Origin of the sequence: Flavobacterium sp. ZT3R18, from assembly GCF_007097385.1 — a bacterium.
Lineage (GTDB): Bacteria > Bacteroidota > Bacteroidia > Flavobacteriales > Flavobacteriaceae > Flavobacterium.
In genome coordinates this window covers 66,352-82,686 of sequence record NZ_VJZS01000017.1, presented here as the reverse complement: position 1 = coordinate 82,686, position 16,335 = coordinate 66,352, and the positions used below count along the sequence as shown (strand labels likewise).

The 16,335-nt window shown below is 35.2% G+C and carries 15 protein-coding genes and 1 pseudogene; 11 read left to right on the top strand and 5 right to left on the bottom strand.

The window, feature by feature from the left end; all coding sequences use genetic code 11:
• Window positions 1-97 precede the first annotated feature (97 nt).
• The gene (locus FNW52_RS16005; protein ID WP_143378473.1) at window positions 98-1,426 is read right to left on the bottom strand and encodes an anthranilate synthase component I family protein; all 1,329 of its coding nucleotides are present in this window, start codon (window positions 1,424-1,426) and stop codon (window positions 98-100) included.
• 406 nt (window positions 1,427-1,832) lie between these two features.
• Here FNW52_RS16005 and FNW52_RS16000 point away from each other — a divergent pair, with 406 nt between their 5' ends.
• The 3 genes from FNW52_RS16000 (at window position 1,833) to FNW52_RS15990 (ending at window position 3,985) form a co-directional block, all read left to right on the top strand.
• Window positions 1,833-2,723 (top strand): DUF4349 domain-containing protein, encoded by an 891-nt coding sequence (locus FNW52_RS16000; RefSeq protein ID WP_143378470.1) that lies wholly within the window; start codon window positions 1,833-1,835, stop codon window positions 2,721-2,723.
• 247 nt (window positions 2,724-2,970) lie between these two features.
• Entirely contained in the window at window positions 2,971-3,345 is a 375-nt protein-coding gene (locus tag FNW52_RS15995; protein WP_143378468.1) for a DoxX family protein, read from the top strand.
• Window positions 3,346-3,610: 265 nt separating this feature from the next.
• Complete coding sequence (locus FNW52_RS15990; RefSeq protein ID WP_143378465.1) at window positions 3,611-3,985, top strand: DoxX family protein; 375 nt, start codon at window positions 3,611-3,613, stop codon at window positions 3,983-3,985.
• Between the two features lie 75 nt (window positions 3,986-4,060).
• On the opposite strand, the gene lpdA is transcribed toward FNW52_RS15990, so the two are convergent.
• The 3 genes from lpdA to FNW52_RS15975 all read right to left on the bottom strand — a co-directional run bounded on the left by lpdA (window position 4,061) and on the right by FNW52_RS15975 (window position 6,077).
• A complete protein-coding gene (lpdA, locus tag FNW52_RS15985; protein WP_143378462.1) occupies window positions 4,061-5,464 on the bottom strand; it encodes a dihydrolipoyl dehydrogenase in 1,404 nt (467 codons plus the stop codon).
• Between the two features lie 156 nt (window positions 5,465-5,620).
• On the bottom strand, window positions 5,621-5,842 hold the full coding sequence (locus tag FNW52_RS15980; protein WP_185966009.1) for a type II toxin-antitoxin system RelE/ParE family toxin: 222 nt from the start codon (window positions 5,840-5,842) through the stop codon (window positions 5,621-5,623).
• Entirely contained in the window at window positions 5,832-6,077 is a 246-nt protein-coding gene (locus FNW52_RS15975) for a hypothetical protein (protein WP_143378460.1), read from the bottom strand. Before FNW52_RS15975 ends, FNW52_RS15980 begins: the two co-directional genes overlap by 11 nt.
• Before the next feature lie 480 nt (window positions 6,078-6,557).
• Here FNW52_RS15975 and FNW52_RS15970 point away from each other — a divergent pair, with 480 nt between their 5' ends.
• Window positions 6,558-8,063, top strand: a complete 1,506-nt coding sequence (locus FNW52_RS15970; RefSeq protein ID WP_143378459.1) for a hypothetical protein — start codon at window positions 6,558-6,560, stop codon at window positions 8,061-8,063.
• A 127-nt stretch (window positions 8,064-8,190) separates the two neighbouring features.
• Here the strand turns inward: FNW52_RS15970 and FNW52_RS15965 are convergent, their stop codons facing one another.
• Window positions 8,191-8,649, bottom strand: coding sequence for an Lrp/AsnC family transcriptional regulator (locus tag FNW52_RS15965; RefSeq protein ID WP_143378457.1), 459 nt, complete (start codon window positions 8,647-8,649; stop codon window positions 8,191-8,193).
• Window positions 8,650-8,842: 193 nt separating this feature from the next.
• Here FNW52_RS15965 and FNW52_RS15960 point away from each other — a divergent pair, with 193 nt between their 5' ends.
• The 7 genes and pseudogenes from FNW52_RS15960 to FNW52_RS15925 all read left to right on the top strand — a co-directional run bounded on the left by FNW52_RS15960 (window position 8,843) and on the right by FNW52_RS15925 (window position 16,283).
• Window positions 8,843-10,045, top strand: coding sequence for an aminotransferase class I/II-fold pyridoxal phosphate-dependent enzyme (locus FNW52_RS15960; RefSeq protein WP_143378455.1), 1,203 nt, complete (start codon window positions 8,843-8,845; stop codon window positions 10,043-10,045).
• 403 nt (window positions 10,046-10,448) lie between these two features.
• Window positions 10,449-11,366, top strand: a complete 918-nt coding sequence (locus FNW52_RS15955) for a hypothetical protein (protein ID WP_143378453.1) — start codon at window positions 10,449-10,451, stop codon at window positions 11,364-11,366.
• A gap of 280 nt (window positions 11,367-11,646) precedes the next feature.
• The gene (locus tag FNW52_RS15950; protein ID WP_143378451.1) at window positions 11,647-13,122 is read left to right on the top strand and encodes an NAD(P)/FAD-dependent oxidoreductase; all 1,476 of its coding nucleotides are present in this window, start codon (window positions 11,647-11,649) and stop codon (window positions 13,120-13,122) included.
• A 451-nt stretch (window positions 13,123-13,573) separates the two neighbouring features.
• On the top strand, window positions 13,574-14,476 hold the full coding sequence (locus FNW52_RS15945) for an AraC family transcriptional regulator (protein WP_143378449.1): 903 nt from the start codon (window positions 13,574-13,576) through the stop codon (window positions 14,474-14,476).
• Between the two features lie 262 nt (window positions 14,477-14,738).
• Window positions 14,739-15,182 (top strand): annotated as a pseudogene (locus FNW52_RS21160) (FABP family protein).
• Entirely contained in the window at window positions 15,179-15,796 is a 618-nt protein-coding gene (locus tag FNW52_RS15930; RefSeq protein ID WP_143378445.1) for a DJ-1/PfpI family protein, read from the top strand. Before FNW52_RS21160 ends, FNW52_RS15930 begins: the two are co-directional and overlap by 4 nt.
• Window positions 15,797-15,875: 79 nt before the next feature.
• Complete coding sequence (locus tag FNW52_RS15925; RefSeq protein ID WP_143378444.1) at window positions 15,876-16,283, top strand: DUF4440 domain-containing protein; 408 nt, start codon at window positions 15,876-15,878, stop codon at window positions 16,281-16,283.
• The last annotated feature ends 52 nt before the right edge of the window (window positions 16,284-16,335 follow it).

Genomic DNA, 16,335 nt, shown 5'->3' with positions numbered 1-16,335 from the left:
TGTTTAATACTAATAATTAAAACAAAGCCATCCCTTATAATTAGGATGGCTTTGTCATTTTTGATTAGATTATTATTTTTGAAACACCTGATCTAGATTATTGCAAAACTTCGAGCATTGCTTTTGCTTTAAGCAAACATTCTTCATATTCATTTTCTGGAATAGATAGTGAAGTAATGGCGCTTCCAACAGAAAAAGAAACATATTGATTCTCTTGATTATACAAAATACTACGGATAACCACATTAAAGTCGAAGTCTCCATTGGGTGAAAAATACCCCACTGCCCCACTATACAATCCTCTTTTGGTTTCCTCGAGTTCTTCAATGATTTTTACAGCCGATAATTTGGGTGCACCCGTCATACTTCCCATCGGGAAAGTAGTTCTAAGAGCATCAACTGCCGAATATTGAGAATCCATTTTAGACGTTATAGTCGAAATCATTTGGTGTACTTGCAGGAACGAATAAACTCCGCAAAGTTCTTGTACGACAACCGTCGCATTTTGAGCCGTTCGAGACAAATCATTTCGAACCAAATCGGTTATCATAATATTTTCGGCTCGTTCTTTGGGATCTTGAGCCAAATTATTTTTAGATTTTTCATCTTCTATCGGATCCAAAAATCGTTTCGCAGTTCCTTTTATAGGTTGCGAAATCAGATTTTCTCCTTCTTTTTTCAAATACCGTTCTGGCGAAGCCGAAAGTAAAAATCGTTTATTATCCTTAAAAAAAACAGTAAACGGAGCTTGTGAAATTTCGTTGAGCTTCAAGAACTTTTCTAATGGATTAATTATTGCTTTTTCAGCAAAAAACTCCATACAAAAGTTGGCTTCATAAATATCTCCGCGATGAATGTGTTCTAATAATTTTGAAACTTTCTCAAGGTAATTTTGCTTCGAAATGCGTTGTCGCATTTCGACTGCGCTCAGTGTGATTTCGTCTGCGCTCGGCATGACATCGACTGCGCCCAGTGTACTATCTTTATACAATACCCAATTATTGATCTTCTCAAAATCCTCTTCCACCTCATCATCACACATATTAAGATATTGAATTTCGAGCTGGTTACCCTTTAATAAAAATATTTTTTTGGGTTGAAAAAAAAACAAATCCGAAAAATCTAATCCATCATAATTATTCGATTGCAACTGCTCCACATCATTTTTTAAATCATATGACAGATAACCAAACAACCAATCCTTTGTCGTTTGTTGGTATTGTTTTAAATCCTCAAAAGCATTGTGATAATCGGTTTTTATAGATGTAAATGCATCAACTGCGAGCACACAGTCGAAGCTAGAAAATTCATCGAAAAAAGAATTAGAGTCTAGGAAAGTTATTTCGCGAAATACTTGTCCCCAAGCGACAAGCTGCTGCTTGAACTGCAAAGGATCTTCAATAAGTTTGTAAATAGAAGTTCTCAAAAATTAAACTTTTTTATGGACTTCAAAATTACAATAAAAAAAATCGCTTCTCAAGAAGAAGTCACACAAAACTGAGGCCTAGTAAATATTTCAAAATAAACCATACAATTACTTCACTATGTTCCTATTTTCATATGAGTTCAGTGAACTTCGTTTTCCCTCGTTCTTTTACCCTTTTTCTTCGTTAAAAAATCTTTCAATAGCCTAGCTATTCAAAGATTTTTTGCCTTGAAAAAGACCAAAATAACTTCGCCAAATTTTGTACGCTTTATTTCAAAACCTTTACATAGTTAAATTAATATTAAAAAAGTTTTTTCCTGTTAAAATATTATATATTTGATCCCGAATTCAAGTTTGAAATTCAAAAAAAAAAAATAATCATCAATTCTAAAAAAAAAACAAATCTATGAACAAAATTGCGAAACGAAGTTTAATTCTATTAGCAGTAATCACTGTGATCATTAGTTGCAAAAAAAGCGATGCCAACGAAGAAGCAGCCGCAGAAGAAGTTGCAACAGCTGCCGACTCAATTTCCTCCTCTGCTGCAGTAGAAAAAGAAGGCAGTACCCGAAAATTCATTCGAACAGCCGACTTAAAATTCAAAGTCAAAAATGTCACCCAATCTACCTATACAATTGAAAACATCACCAATAAATTTGATGGTTTTGTTACCTATACCAATCTACAAAGCAACATTATTGATAAATTCGAAACCAAGGTCAGCCAAGACAGCACGCTAGAAACAACTCGATACAATGTAGAAAACAACATTACCATTCGGGTGCCTAATAAACGTTTAGATACCGTCATCAAATCCATTGCCAAACAAATTGACTTTCTGGATTACCGCATCATAAAGGCCGACGATGTTTCCTTAAAAATGCTTTCGAACCAACTTTCTCAAAAAAGAAGCAACAACAATGAGAAAAGAATAGAAAAAGCGATTGATACAAAAGGGAAAAAGATCAACGATATTATGGATGCCGAAACCAATTTGGCCAACCAAAAAGAACAAAATGACAATTCTAAACTAGAAAATTTGTCTATCCAAGATCAAGTAAACTTTAGCACACTGACCATTCAAATTTACCAGCACGAATCTATAAAACAAGAAATGAATGCCAATACGAAGGATTATAATTACTACAAACCCAATATTGGAATTCGCATACTCGATTCTTTAAAAACGGGGTGGTATGTATTGCAAGATATAGTTGTTTTTCTATTTCAAATTTGGTGGTTGCTATTTATTAGTATTGGCGGATTCTTACTTTACAAAAAGTATTTCAAAAAATAAAAAACCATTACTTTACAGGAACTTTTTTTTATTAATCATCTACAAATCATACAACTATTACAACCTAAAACTAAAATAAAAGTCAATAAACAATTAAACTTCGGACAATTTTAACTATATTTGTTAGTGATACGAACATAGTTTTCCTACTTAGGAAGCTACTACTGTTAAATGGATGAAAAGATAATTATTCACAAAGAAATTTCATATAGTCACTTAAACATTTAACCTCTAAAAACTTTAAAATATGAAAACCACGACAATTCTTGTTCGAACTTTAATTGGCTTAATACTTATATTTGTATCGGTGGCTTATTTTTTCAACTTATTACCTGAACTTTCAACCACTGGAGATTTTAAGGCTTTTCAAGTAGGTTTAATATCTTCAGTTTACTTAATGCCCTTGGTAAAAACTATTGAATTACTATGTGGACTCTCCTATCTTTCGGGTCGTTATGTAACTTTATCCAACATTATAGTTCTTCCCGTAAGTACAAACATTTTATTCATTAACTTTTTCCTAAATATAAATGGACTGCCACTTGCTTTATTTGTGTTTCTGGGCAATATATTTTTAATTTATAGATATTGGAAAAATTACAAAAGTCTATTTATTGAATAATTTCCAAAACCTTATACAAACACAAAACCCGTCTCGTTATGAAAAATGAGACGGGTTTTTATATTTTTAAAGCCCAACTACAGTACGCACAAAGCTCTATTATCGTTTGCTAGCAATGCTACTTCTTTTATTGCATTTACAAAAGTAGGATGCTCATCTCACATTCTAAAACACATGATACTGACTCCTTATTTTTGTCTTCAAAAAATAATTACATTTGAATGAACCAATTTACCCATAAGGTAAAACCTTAAAATTAAAAATTATGAAAATTGCCCCTATTATTATTCGATCGTTAATTGGATTACTGTTACTATTCGCTTCTATAAGTTATTTTTTCCATTTGTTTCCAGAACCTCCTTTGGCAGGAAACATGAAACTTTTCAATGATGGAATCAAAGCTTCAGGTTACTTAATGCCTTTGGTAAAAACAGTAGAACTTCTTTGCGGGTTGTCTTTTATAACTGGAAAATTCAACAAACTTACCTATATTCTATTGATGCCAATTTCAATCAATATTATTTTTACTCATATTTGTCTAGCCCCCGAAGGCATTCCTGTTGCTGCTTTTTTATTATTGGGGAACCTATTCTTGATTTATAGTAAATGGGATAGTTACAAAGGATTGTTTACAGCATAATCCTTCAAATACAAAATCAAAAAACCCCGTCTCATTTTTATAACGAGACGGGGTTTTATATTTTCAAAGCTTAAATTATACGTGTAAAGCCCTATTATCAGTAGCTGCCAATGCTGCTTCTTTTATCGCTTCCGCAAAAGTTGGATGCGCGTGTGACATTCTGGAAATATCTTCGGCAGAGGCTTTAAATTCCATTGCAGTAACTGCTTCGGCAATCAAATCGGCCGTTCTGGCACCAATCATGTGTACTCCAAGAACCTCATCTGTTTTGGCATCGGCAAGAATTTTTACAAATCCATCAAGATCTCCACTCGCACGAGCACGACCTAAGGCTTTGAAAGGAAAACTTCCTACTTTATATTCAACTCCAGAGGCTTTCAATTGTTCCTCTGTTTGTCCAACAGCAGCAACCTCTGGCCAAGTATAAACTACTCCAGGAATCAAGTTATAATCGATATGCGGTTTTTGACCCGCCAAGATTTCAGCAACCATAGTTCCTTCTTCTTCGGCTTTGTGAGCCAACATCGCTCCACGAACCACGTCTCCAATAGCATAAATATTTGAAGCCGAAGTCTGTAAATGATCGTTTACTTCTACTTGTCCTCTATCCGAAATTTTAACTCCTGCTTTATCAGCATTCAATCCATCGGTATACGGACGACGACCTACAGAAACTAGAGCATAATCCCCTTCTAGAGTAATCGTTTCTCCTTTTGCATTTTCGGCTTGAACGGTTACGGCATCACCGTTTCTTTCTACTGATTTCACTTTATGTGAAACATAGAATTTCATGCCTTGTTTTTTCAATACTTTAGTTAATTCTTTAGACAGCGCCCCATCCATACCTGGAACAATTCTATCCATGAATTCTACAACCGAAACTTGCGCCCCTAATCGTAAATATACTTGACCTAATTCGATTCCAATAACACCACCACCAATAATAACAAGGTGTTTTGGAACTTCTTTAAGAGCCAATGCTTCTGTCGAAGTAATGATTCTTTCTTTATCTATTTTGATAAAAGGCAAAGAAGACGGTTTTGAACCTGTTGCGATAATGATGTTTTTACCTTCGATTGTTTCTGATGTTCCGTCGGCTTTTGCAATAGCAACGTGAGTCGCATCTACAAAAGACCCCAAACCATTAAAAACAGTCACTTTATTTTTATCCATCAAGTAATTTATACCTCCTGATGTTTGATCTACTACACCTTGTTTGCGAGCAATCATTTTCTCTAAATTTACTTTTACTTCTCCCGAAACTTCAATTCCGTGATCTGCAAAATGCTTAATCTCTGCATAATGATGAGAAGAGGACAACAATGCTTTTGATGGAATACAACCTACATTTAAGCAAGTTCCTCCAAGAGTGGAATATTTTTCTATAATGGCCGTTTTGAAACCTAATTGTGCACAACGAATAGCCGAAACATATCCGCCTGGCCCTGAACCTATAATAACTACGTCAAATGAACTCATAGTAATGTGTTTTTTTTATTTTTAGTGCTGCAAAATTAAGGAATTCAAACACGAATTCCACAAATTTTCACGAATATATAATTGAAATCAAGGCTTTTTTGTGGGATTCTTTGAAGTATGAAAAACAGAATGAATGATAACTTCGTTCTGATAAATTTAATAAATAATTACAAATGGAAATTTTTTTAAAGGCAATTCCCGATAATAAGGAGGTTTTTTTATTGCAAATAATTCAGGACGGGTTTTAAGAATTTCGAAATAGCCTTTTAGATAAATTAAAAAATGCTTTCCTAACCCTACTCTTCTACTCTCATAAAAATCTATAGATTCATTGATTTCGATTTCGGCTAATCTTAAAATCGTGAGTTTAAAAGCCATATTTTGCATTCAAACGCTGTTCGACTTCCTCCCAAGAACTTGACTTACTTATTCCAGAAAAATATTTCTCCCGCTCTTCAGCTACAATAGCATAATGACTTCCAGGAACAACAAAAGAATTCTCTTCATTATTTATAGCATCAAAAACACCTTCAAGCACTTCTAATTTAGAATCATCTTGAATGAATTTTCGAAAATCAATTATAAGTTTTTGTCTTAACTCTTTAGTTTTCATTATTGCATTATTTAAATTCAAATTTAATGTTTTTTTGTTTAAAGTTTTAATTACCAGCAGAAAATATCTAATCACTACAACTCAACCACATCTGCATATCTCTCTTCATTAATCATTAAAGTACTGTCTAAGCTATTTTCAAACCATTACAAAGAATATACGCAAAAAATACAGCAAACAGCTTCAGCACTAAATTCAGGAGCATAAAAATAGTTTTTCAGAACCATAATCCTACCGCCCCGATAGCTATCGGGGTTTCAATGTTTAATGGTAACATAAAAAAAGCGTAAGCAATAAGTAAATAATTTGTAAATAATTCGTTAAGAATTTGTAAACAACTGAAAAACAATAAGTTAATCTGTAAAAACAGGTATTATTACGTACTTTTTATACAAACTGATTTTATAAATTTGAAATGTTAATATCTAACAAGCGGTAGCCGAAAAGCTTATAGAGTAGGTAAATATTAAAAATAAACTTATGAATAATGTATCCCCAAAAAATGAAGTTTTAGAATTAGAAGCCATTTCTACATCTGATCTAGCCAATTTGGTGTTTGATCAAATTCAGCTTGGAGCAGCTCCAGTAGCTTCTGCATTAAACATGCCGAATCTAATCCCTGTTAACGAAGGTTCTATTGGCGACTTTCCTTGGTTTTGGCAATCAGGAACAAATTTTGTTGAATCTACCTACAACTGGTTAAACAATATATTTGCTTCCCAAAAGGATTATGTAGGTACTAATGGTAGTGCTTTAACTACTTCTTATTTTAATGTTTTGCAATCAACGGCTTATGTTTTAGGCTCTCAAGATGCAGCCAAATTAAATGCGGCTAATTTAGCGAATGCGGCAACCGTAAACACTACAATATCAGACTGGATAGCTGCTTTTGGACCATTTCCTGCTACAGTAGTTAGCACACAAACTGCACAATTAAATTACATAATGACTCAAGTTATTGGTTGGGGAAATCCTGGACTTACTCTTTCTCAATTTAGAAACAGTACTAACCCGATGGCTTTATTACCAAATATTCCAATTGGTGGCGATACTGTAGTAAATGATTTGATGACTTACTTAGGGAATTCAAGTTCTGTAGCAAATATCCAAAATGCCGTAGTGAGTTTTAATAATCAATTAAATCAAACTAGAAACAATGTAAATCCAGCTACAAAACCAACTAGTGTTCAGCCAGGATTTATGCAAACCATTAGCAATCTTGGTGCAACTCAAATTGTACCAAAAATTGACATAATGGAATCGACTGCGGTGATCCAAAATAATCTTTTACCAGCTTCGGGTACAGGAAAAAGTTTCTCTGTAAGTTTAGAAACATCCAACTATTCTGCGACTGAGGTACAAGTTTCAGCATCGGGAAGAGCTTCCATTGGCGCTTCAAATTTCTTCCTAGGTTTTCACGCAAGTGGTGGAGTAAGCTATAACATGTATGATTTTGCATCAAACTTAACAACTTGCTCTGTGACTATGACTTTTAATGGAGTTACAACCGTTACTCCTAAGCCTAGTTCTTATGATGTTTCTACAGGTAGCGGATGGTGGAATCCAGATCCTATTCAAGATGCTGCCAATCCAATCACAGATCAAAGTGGTTATAAATTTTCTCCAACACCAAGCTATAACTTCGCTGTAAATGGAAATTTTGGAACTTTGGCAAGAATAATGATTAGCCAGCAGCCTATAATTAGTCTAACATACAGTAGCGCTGATTATGCTGCATTTCAATCTATATTTAAAGAAAGCTCAAGCTGGGGAGTATCATTTCTAGGAATTCCTCTAGGTGGAGGATCACAATCCTATTATAAATGTGTTACCTCTCAAGACAGCCAAAAACAGACTGTAACCATAACCATGACACCTGTAGGAACCGTAACACCAATATCTGCAACAGCACAATTGGCATATGTTGTGGGAGCTCAAATTTTATGGCCAGGAGCAACTACAGCACAAAATAGAGCTGCATTGTAAAATAATTAGCTCTGTTTTTACTGCTCAATCAATTTTTAATAATGCAAAGTAGTTTCATTACTACTTTGCATTATTTTTTACTTTGAACTAAACCACTATGAACTTGAAGTCCATAGGTAACATTACCCTAAACCTCCACCACCGTGCTGTTCTTGACTTCGCTAATCATAAACGTGCTGTGGGTACTACCAATATGCTCCAGTGTGGTAAGTTTGGTCACCAAAAATGTGCGGTACGCCTCCATGTCTTTTACCACGATCTTTAGGATATAATCATAATCGCCGCTAACATGATGGCATTCCAATACTTCTTTGAGTTGCACCACTTGCTTCTCGAAGGTATCAATAAACTCTTTGGTATGCTGAACGAGTTTGAGGTGACAAAAAACCACGAATCCTTTATCGATTTTCGAATGGTTGAGCAAAACCACATATTTGTCTATAATGCCTTCCCGTTCCAGTTTTTTGATGCGCTCATACACAGCGGTAACCGAAAGGTTGAGTTTCAAGGACAGTTCTTTGGTGGTTTTCTTGCAATCGGTTTGTAATAAGTACAATAGTTTTTTGTCGGTGGCGTCGAGGGTCATTGTTTTTTTTATTTTGAAATGAAATAAAATCTAGTAATTTCTTATTTGGACTCTAAAATTAGGAAAATAATTTACACTTCACATCTTTCCTAGTTTTTTAATCTAATATTTTAACTATAGATTGATTATTAATCCATAAAGTTTTTATTTTGAGCTAGGTACTTTGAACCACCAAGTGCCCTAGCCCCGATATATGAAAAATTTCAATCCCGCAGACAACATTCAGGATTTACAGTATTTTGGCGAATTTGGCGGAGTCAACCCATCGATTTCCGATTCTTCGACTTATACGTTTCTTTCGGCCAAAACCATGTTCGACACTTTTGAGGGCAATATGGAAGGCTGTTATTTGTATTCCCGTCACTCCTCGCCCAGCAATTTGTACCTCGACAAAGCCCTAGCGGCAATGGAAGGAACAGAAACCGCCAACGTTTCGGCCTCTGGAATGGGTGCCATTACCCCAACTCTATTGCAGTTGTGCGGCGCAGGCGATCACATTGTGTCAAGTCGAACCATTTATGGAGGAACCTACGCGTTCCTGAAAAACTTCACACCAAGAATGGGCATCACCACCACCTTTGTGGACATCACCAAACTAGACGTTGTAGAGGCAGCCATCACGCCCAATACCAAAGTGTTGTATTGCGAAACGGTGAGTAATCCATTGCTTGAAGTGGCCGATATTGCCAGTTTATCCCGCATTGCAAAAAAACACAATCTGACTTTGGTGGTGGATAATACGTTTTCCCCACTATCTGTTTCACCTGCAAAATTGGGTGCCGATATCGTGATTCACAGTTTGACCAAATACATTAACGGAAGCAGCGATACCGTGGGCGGAGTCACTTGCGCCTCGCAGGAATTCATCAACAGCCTCAAGAACGTAAATAGCGGTGCGAGCATGCTCTTGGGCCCTACGATGGACAGTTTGCGCTCGGCCAGCGTGATGAAAAACATGCGCACCCTACACATCCGAATGAAACAACACAGCCACAACGCTCAATATCTAGCCGAACGTTTCGAGAAAGACGGATTAAAAACGGTCTATCCCGGACTAAAAAGTCACCCGAGTCACAGCTTGTACGCCACCATGATCAACCCCGAGTACGGTTTTGGCGGGATGATGACCCTAGATGTAGGCACGCTCAAAAAAGCCAACGAACTCATGGAGCTCATGCAGCAAAGAAACCTAGGCTATCTTGCGGTAAGTTTAGGATTCTACAAAACCTTGTTTAGCGCGCCAGGTACCTCGACCTCGAGCGAAATCCCCATGGAGGAGCAAATCGAAATGGGATTGACAGACGGATTAATTCGGTTCTCAATAGGACTCGACAACGACATCGAGCGAACGTATCAAATGATGAAAGCCTGCATGCAAGAACTTGCCGTGCTCTAACGATATTTTTTTTTTTAGATTATTTTTTTTTACTCCGCTACGGGAATTCCTGTGGCGGATTTTTTTTTAGGCGTGTCCTGTTGTATTACTTTCCTATTCTGCATGACATTGGGTTGGGTAACACGGTCAGGCTGTACATTGTCCCCGAGCGATAGTGAACTGATGAAGTGATCTCCCGAAGAAAAATCGGGAGGATTTTCACTGCCATCTTTCACGCGGAAAACGGGTCGACTAGAAATGATGGGATGCAAAAACGTTTATGTAAGTAGAAGTACAAAAAGTTTAAACGAATAAAGAGGGGGTTAAGAAACTTGTAAGAATTATTTTGATACATTAGCGAAATCAAAAATGACATAGTCATTAAAATATAATAATTTTAAAGTATTAATTAATCATGTAACTAATGAATATATCAAAATCAAACAAAATTCAAGTCCATTATTTTTTTTCAGATAATTCACATGGTTTTGATGCGGTTGTTAGAAATGAATGTGAAAAAGAACTTTTACATATTTTTCATGATATTGCAAAGACATTAGATATTAAATTACTTGTTCAAAGCGAGCCTCCTAAAGAAGGAGGATTTATTGAATTTTGGAAATTTATAGGAGAAAATTCAAACCAAGTAACAATTATTATTAGTGCAATTGCTATAATTTTATCAAGAAAACCAGTAGAGAATAAAAAATTAACTGAATTGCAAATTGAAAATTTAGAATTAGAAAATGAGTTGAAAAGAAATGAATTAAAAGAGCTTCACTTAAAATCTCTTAACGAAAATGATATTGATGAAAAATTAATTATTAAAGTTGTTGACTTACTATCATTGAACTATAAAATAATATGGAGAAGGTCTAATTTTTACAAAAAGATTTCTGTGTATAAAAGAATTAATAAATTTTCTAGCCAAAGATATTATGAGGATAAACCAATTGGTAATGATCGTGAAATTTCAAGAGGAGATTTCCATAATTTCATGCTATTATCAGACGAGCTTCCAGAAAGCGAAATGCGTGAAGCTAAAATAGACTTAATTTCCCCAGTTCTAAAATCAGGCAACTTTTTATGGAAAGGTTTCTTGAATAACGAAATCATATCTTTTGAAATGCAAGATAATTTGTTTAAATCTATGATTCAAAATGGAGAAATGATATTAAACAACAAAGTAATAATCAATGCATTGACAACACAAAATAGAAAAATTGATGAGAACGGGCAAATAAAAATAATTAAGACCAAAGTTAAGTTGGTAATTGATTATAGCATAAATGGAGCAAATCACATAACCACAGGAGGACAAAACTATTTAGATAACAAATAAAAAGACCCGATGGCGCGGATTTGCAATCCGTGCCCACAACAATGAGACATCAAACAAAAACTACAAAGTAACCCACTATTTACTTTGTAGTTTTTTTATTTAAATTTACAAAATAACGAAATGTGAAAAATGATGTCTGGAGTTCAACACACGTTTCTATCCATTTGCAACTTTAATTGAACTACCATTATTAATCGTATTTTTGTCCCGCCGAAAATACTCGTTTTCATAAATTGCAAACGACTAGAGTTGCGGGAACGATGAAATATATAAATTTCTCATGTTAAATAAAAAAGAAGTGAAAAAGGTGAGAAACTCAGTCGCAAGCTGGACTATTTGTCCCGGATGTCAGGGACGCGGCAAAAAAAGTCGAGGGCTCAGCATGAAAGCGCGACGCCAATACAAGATGGCATTCGATCAATTTGAAAAAACGAAAGGCGAAGGGACGGCTCCAGTGCATCCTAAGGGTCACCTACACTCATGCTTGAACTGTTACGGATCCGGGTTACTTCATTCTGCCAGTCCTCCTATAGCGGATAAAGAAAACTACCCACACGTTGCTATTATTGGCGGCGGTATAGGCGGAGTGGCTTTAGCTGTGGCTTGTTTGCACCGCGGGATCCCTTTTACCCTTTATGAACGTGATAACAACTTCGATGCTCGATCTCAGGGCTATGGACTCACTTTGCAACAAGCAAGTAAAGCGATCGAGGGATTGGGTGTTTTCTCGTTAGAAGAAGGGGTAATTTCAACAAGACATGTGGTTCATACTACAGAAGGAAAAGTGATCGGTGAATGGGGAATCAGAAAGTGGATGCAGTCAGATACGAAAACGTCTCAGAAACGTACTAATGTGCATATCGCACGGCAATCTTTGCGCTTAGCGCTGCTTGAGCAACTCGGCGGACATGACGCGGTACAGTGGGGGCACCAGTTAGTAGACATTAAGGAATGTGAGGGTGAAGGTGTTGATCTGAGCTTTCTAGTGGATGGGGAGATTCAGCCCTCCAAAGCAGATCTTGTGGTTGGAGCCGATGGTATTCGTAGTTCGGTGCGGAGGTTGCTGATTGGTGAGGATGTTACCCCTTTACGCTACCTAGATTGTATTGTGATATTGGGTATTTGTCCTTTGGGGGCTCTCGAAGGTCTTGATAGTTCTTTGCTGGACTCGGCCACTGTATTTCAAACCGCCAATGGCAATGAGCGGATCTACATGATGCCTTATACATCAGACTCGGTGATGTGGCAACTTAGCTTTCCAATGCCAGAAAAAGAGGCTAAAGCGTTAAGTGCTCAAGGACCTCAAGCACTAAAGGAAGAAGCGTGTCGTAGAACTCAGTGGCACGATCCCATTCCTCAGATTTTAGCGGCAACCCTCGAAGCTCAGATTTCTGGCTATCCCGTGTATGACCGAGAATTACTCGAATCAGAATTGTTGAAGAAAGGAGGGCAAGTGACTCTGATTGGAGATGCGGCTCACCCAATGAGTCCATTCAAAGGACAGGGGGCGAATCAAGCGCTTCTGGATGCGCTCACGCTGGCTCGGGGGATCTCAAGAGGATGTAGAGCTGCATCTCATTGGAGAAAAGCTGGAGTGAGGGAAAGTGTATTAACTGAGTTTGAATCAGAAATGTTAGAACGTTCTGCTTCCAAAGTGAAAGATTCAGCAGAGGCCGCACAGTTTCTACATTCCGAAATTGTGCTTCATGAGGGTGATGAGCCGAGAGGACGGTGTCTAAAGAAAAAAGACGCTTAACAAGGCAATCTTAATAGAATAGAATTCTTCTATATAGTCCAATCATATCAATCTGAATGATGTTCTTCCAAAAATTAAATTTTAACAAGAAATGGGTCTTTTAACATTTTAACCTCTACGGGACATTAAAGTACTTTATAACTTATCTCTAAAATTTATTTCAAATAATTACCTTAAAAGTATGCTAATTTCTTCAAATTTTGGAGAAAATGGTTTGCAAATTGCCCCGTATGGGTCACGAAAAAACCCTAAACACTTTAAACTGTTTAGGTTTTTTGCTTTTTACATCTTTTCTACAATGTCGCCATGTCAATAGAGGATCTTAAGTTGAGGATTTCTACTACTAAACCTTTCTTTTTTTTTACCTCTTTAATCCCATCTTCGTTCGCTGCAATTTTAAAATGAAACTCTGTTAGCAAAAATAAAAAATAAAAAAAAGTAACTTTGCAGAATGAAGACATTCAAAGACTTTAAATCATTTAACGAATACGTAGGCTTGCCAAAACCTTTGGACAGCGATATTGACATTGGCTATTATGATGCTCAAAAAATACGTTTACAATCTGAACCCGTGATGGTTGACTTTTACCGTATCTCTATCAAAAGCAATTTTATTGACAAAACTGCTCCCAACTACAATCCAGACAATCCCAAACCCATTACAGCCCTTTTCTTTAACAGTCCTGAACGAGCTAATGGTTGGAATGTAGAACCTACATTCAACGTAATGTACCTGAAACTTTCCAAGAAACTAATTGAAGAAAATCGCTTTTTATTCAAAAACTACCTTGACTATGGTGAAAACGAAGCCTTGTATTTAACAGAAAAGGAGGAACAAGAAATTCGAACTATTTTTGACCTTATGTTAAAATATTATGATAGCGAAAAAACACATTTTGGCATTTTACTTTCTTATGTAAATGTGTTGATTTCGTTGGTAGAAGCATTTTACAACAGACAATTTTCTACAAATCCTAAACAATACAATCGCATCGTAACTGACTTTCAGCAACACCTGAAAGATTATTACAATCAACCTGTAAACCAGCTTCCTACTGTTCAATATTTTGCTGACAAATCGGGCTTAACTCCCAACTATTTAGGTGATATCGTTAAACTTTTCACTCAAAAATCTGCAATAGAAACAATACACGATTTTGTGATATTAAAAGCAAAAACTTTATTGGAAGAAAACAACACGATGAACAATGCCGAAATTGCGTATGAGCTTGGTTTTGAGTATCCAAATTACTTTGCCAAGTTTTTCAAAAAACACTTAAACCTAACTCCAAAAGAATATCGAAATAAATTTCAATCTTCACAAACAAACGTAGAAAACGAAAAAGCACTTTAAAAAACAAGGTGCTTTTTTATTATCCGTAATTTGTTTCCTTTTTTTTAGTGGTATGTATCCTTCGACCGTTTTGCTAATTTTTAATTTTGTCGTGTTATAAATCAAAAGAAATTTAAACAAATATAAAAATGGAAAAACAAAAAAAAGTATTACTAATTAAAAGTATCATTTATTCCTTAGTTAGCGGTCATTGTAAAACAACACAGAGAATTCAACAACCTATTTCAACAAAATAGAATTTAGAAAAATATTAAAATCTCTCTTGGGAGAATGGACAGGAAATGGCAGTGGAAAATCTCCAACAATAGCACCTTTTGATTACAAAGAAATCTTAACATTTAGTTTTGATGGATTTAATGATTTAATTCATTATGAACAAAAAACTTGGCTAAATCATAATAATAATCCATCACATTAGGAAAGTGGTTTTATTAGACCATTTGAAGATAAAGAAAATATTTTTGAGATTTCCAATTCACAAGATAGTGGACGGGTAGAAGTTTTAGTTGGAGAATACACAAAAGAAAACGAGATTGAGAAAATACATTTCAAAATGAAATTTATTCATAATGATCCAAGAATGAAGAATAGTGAAAGAATATTTGAAATAACTGAAAACTCATTATCATATATTGTGAAAATGTCAACACAAAATACACCAGAACACCAACAGCATTTAAAAAGTTTACTAAAAAAAATAAAATGAAATTAGCAACAATAGTAGCATTTGACAATTTTACAGATATTGATGTATTTCTTGCTTGGGATTTATTAAACCGAGTAAAAATTAATAATAAAGATTTCGAAGTAAAAATTGTAGGAACGAAAGACAAACATAAATCAGTTTGCGGAATTGAAATAGAAACTCACGGAAAAATAAAAGAATGTAATAATGCTGATTTAGTTTTCTTTGCAAGTGGTCCAGAAACAAGAAAATTATATAAAGATTTAGATTATCTAAATCAGTTTAATTTAAATCCTGAAAAACAGATAATTTGTTCTATGTGTTCTGGAGCGTTAATATTAGGAGCATTAGGAATTCTTAACGGCATAACTGCAACGACTTATCCAACTGCGTTTGAAGAATTGAAAGCATTAGGAATTGAAGTTATAAAAGATTATCACATTGTTACACATAAAAATATAGGAACCGCAGCGGGCTGTTTAGCAGCAGTAGATTTATTAGGTTGGGCAATTGAGAAAGTCTATGACAAAAATATTAGTCAAGATATGATTAAATATGTTTTACCAGTCGGAACAAAAATAACCGAAAATTTAGGCTTCCTTAATCCGCCACATCGTCAAGCGACCAAACGTTAATTATAGTTCATTTTACAAAATGGCACATAGTTTTGCACTAAGAAAAAAAAATCAACAACGCTAAATAATTATAACTACAATGAAATCATTTTCACAAACTGACCCAGAGTTTATTGCAAAAATAATTGCTTTGGAAAAATTCGCCTTAGAAAAATGGAATAATGGCGACCCAACAGGCTACCTTGACTTATCAGCAAAAGACGTGGTGTATTTTGATCCGTTCACAGAAAAAAGATTGGAAGGATTTGACGCACTAAAAAAACATTACGAACCATTAAAAGGGCAAATACACGTAGATAAATATGAAATGATTAATCCATTAGTTCAATCAACAAATGAAATGGCGGTTTTAACTTTTAACTTGCTTTCTTATGAAGGGAAAAACATTTATAAATGGAATTGTACCGAAGTTTATAGACAAGAAAAAAACGGGAGCTGGAAAATTATACAAACTCATTGGTCATTTATCAAGCCCGTTTTAAAATAGTGTTACCTCTTTTAAAAACAGAGGTTAGCGGTTCCTATCAAACAATTATTTG

Coding starts and splice junctions, on each gene's coding strand:
- FNW52_RS15980 (WP_185966009.1), bottom strand. CDS start 5,842: ATGGCTTTTAAACTCACGATTTTAAGATTAGCCGAAATCGAAATCAAT.
- FNW52_RS15955 (WP_143378453.1), top strand. CDS start 10,449: ATGAATATATCAAAATCAAACAAAATTCAAGTCCATTATTTTTTTTCA.
- lpdA (WP_143378462.1), bottom strand. CDS start 5,464: ATGAGTTCATTTGACGTAGTTATTATAGGTTCAGGGCCAGGCGGATAT.
- FNW52_RS15970 (WP_143378459.1), top strand. CDS start 6,558: ATGAATAATGTATCCCCAAAAAATGAAGTTTTAGAATTAGAAGCCATT.
- FNW52_RS15925 (WP_143378444.1), top strand. CDS start 15,876: ATGAAATCATTTTCACAAACTGACCCAGAGTTTATTGCAAAAATAATT.
- FNW52_RS15995 (WP_143378468.1), top strand. CDS start 2,971: ATGAAAACCACGACAATTCTTGTTCGAACTTTAATTGGCTTAATACTT.
- FNW52_RS15960 (WP_143378455.1), top strand. CDS start 8,843: ATGAAAAATTTCAATCCCGCAGACAACATTCAGGATTTACAGTATTTT.
- FNW52_RS16000 (WP_143378470.1), top strand. CDS start 1,833: ATGAACAAAATTGCGAAACGAAGTTTAATTCTATTAGCAGTAATCACT.
- FNW52_RS15950 (WP_143378451.1), top strand. CDS start 11,647: ATGTTAAATAAAAAAGAAGTGAAAAAGGTGAGAAACTCAGTCGCAAGC.
- FNW52_RS15975 (WP_143378460.1), bottom strand. CDS start 6,077: ATGAAAACTAAAGAGTTAAGACAAAAACTTATAATTGATTTTCGAAAA.
- FNW52_RS15930 (WP_143378445.1), top strand. CDS start 15,179: ATGAAATTAGCAACAATAGTAGCATTTGACAATTTTACAGATATTGAT.
- FNW52_RS15945 (WP_143378449.1), top strand. CDS start 13,574: ATGAAGACATTCAAAGACTTTAAATCATTTAACGAATACGTAGGCTTG.
- FNW52_RS15965 (WP_143378457.1), bottom strand. CDS start 8,649: ATGACCCTCGACGCCACCGACAAAAAACTATTGTACTTATTACAAACC.
- FNW52_RS15990 (WP_143378465.1), top strand. CDS start 3,611: ATGAAAATTGCCCCTATTATTATTCGATCGTTAATTGGATTACTGTTA.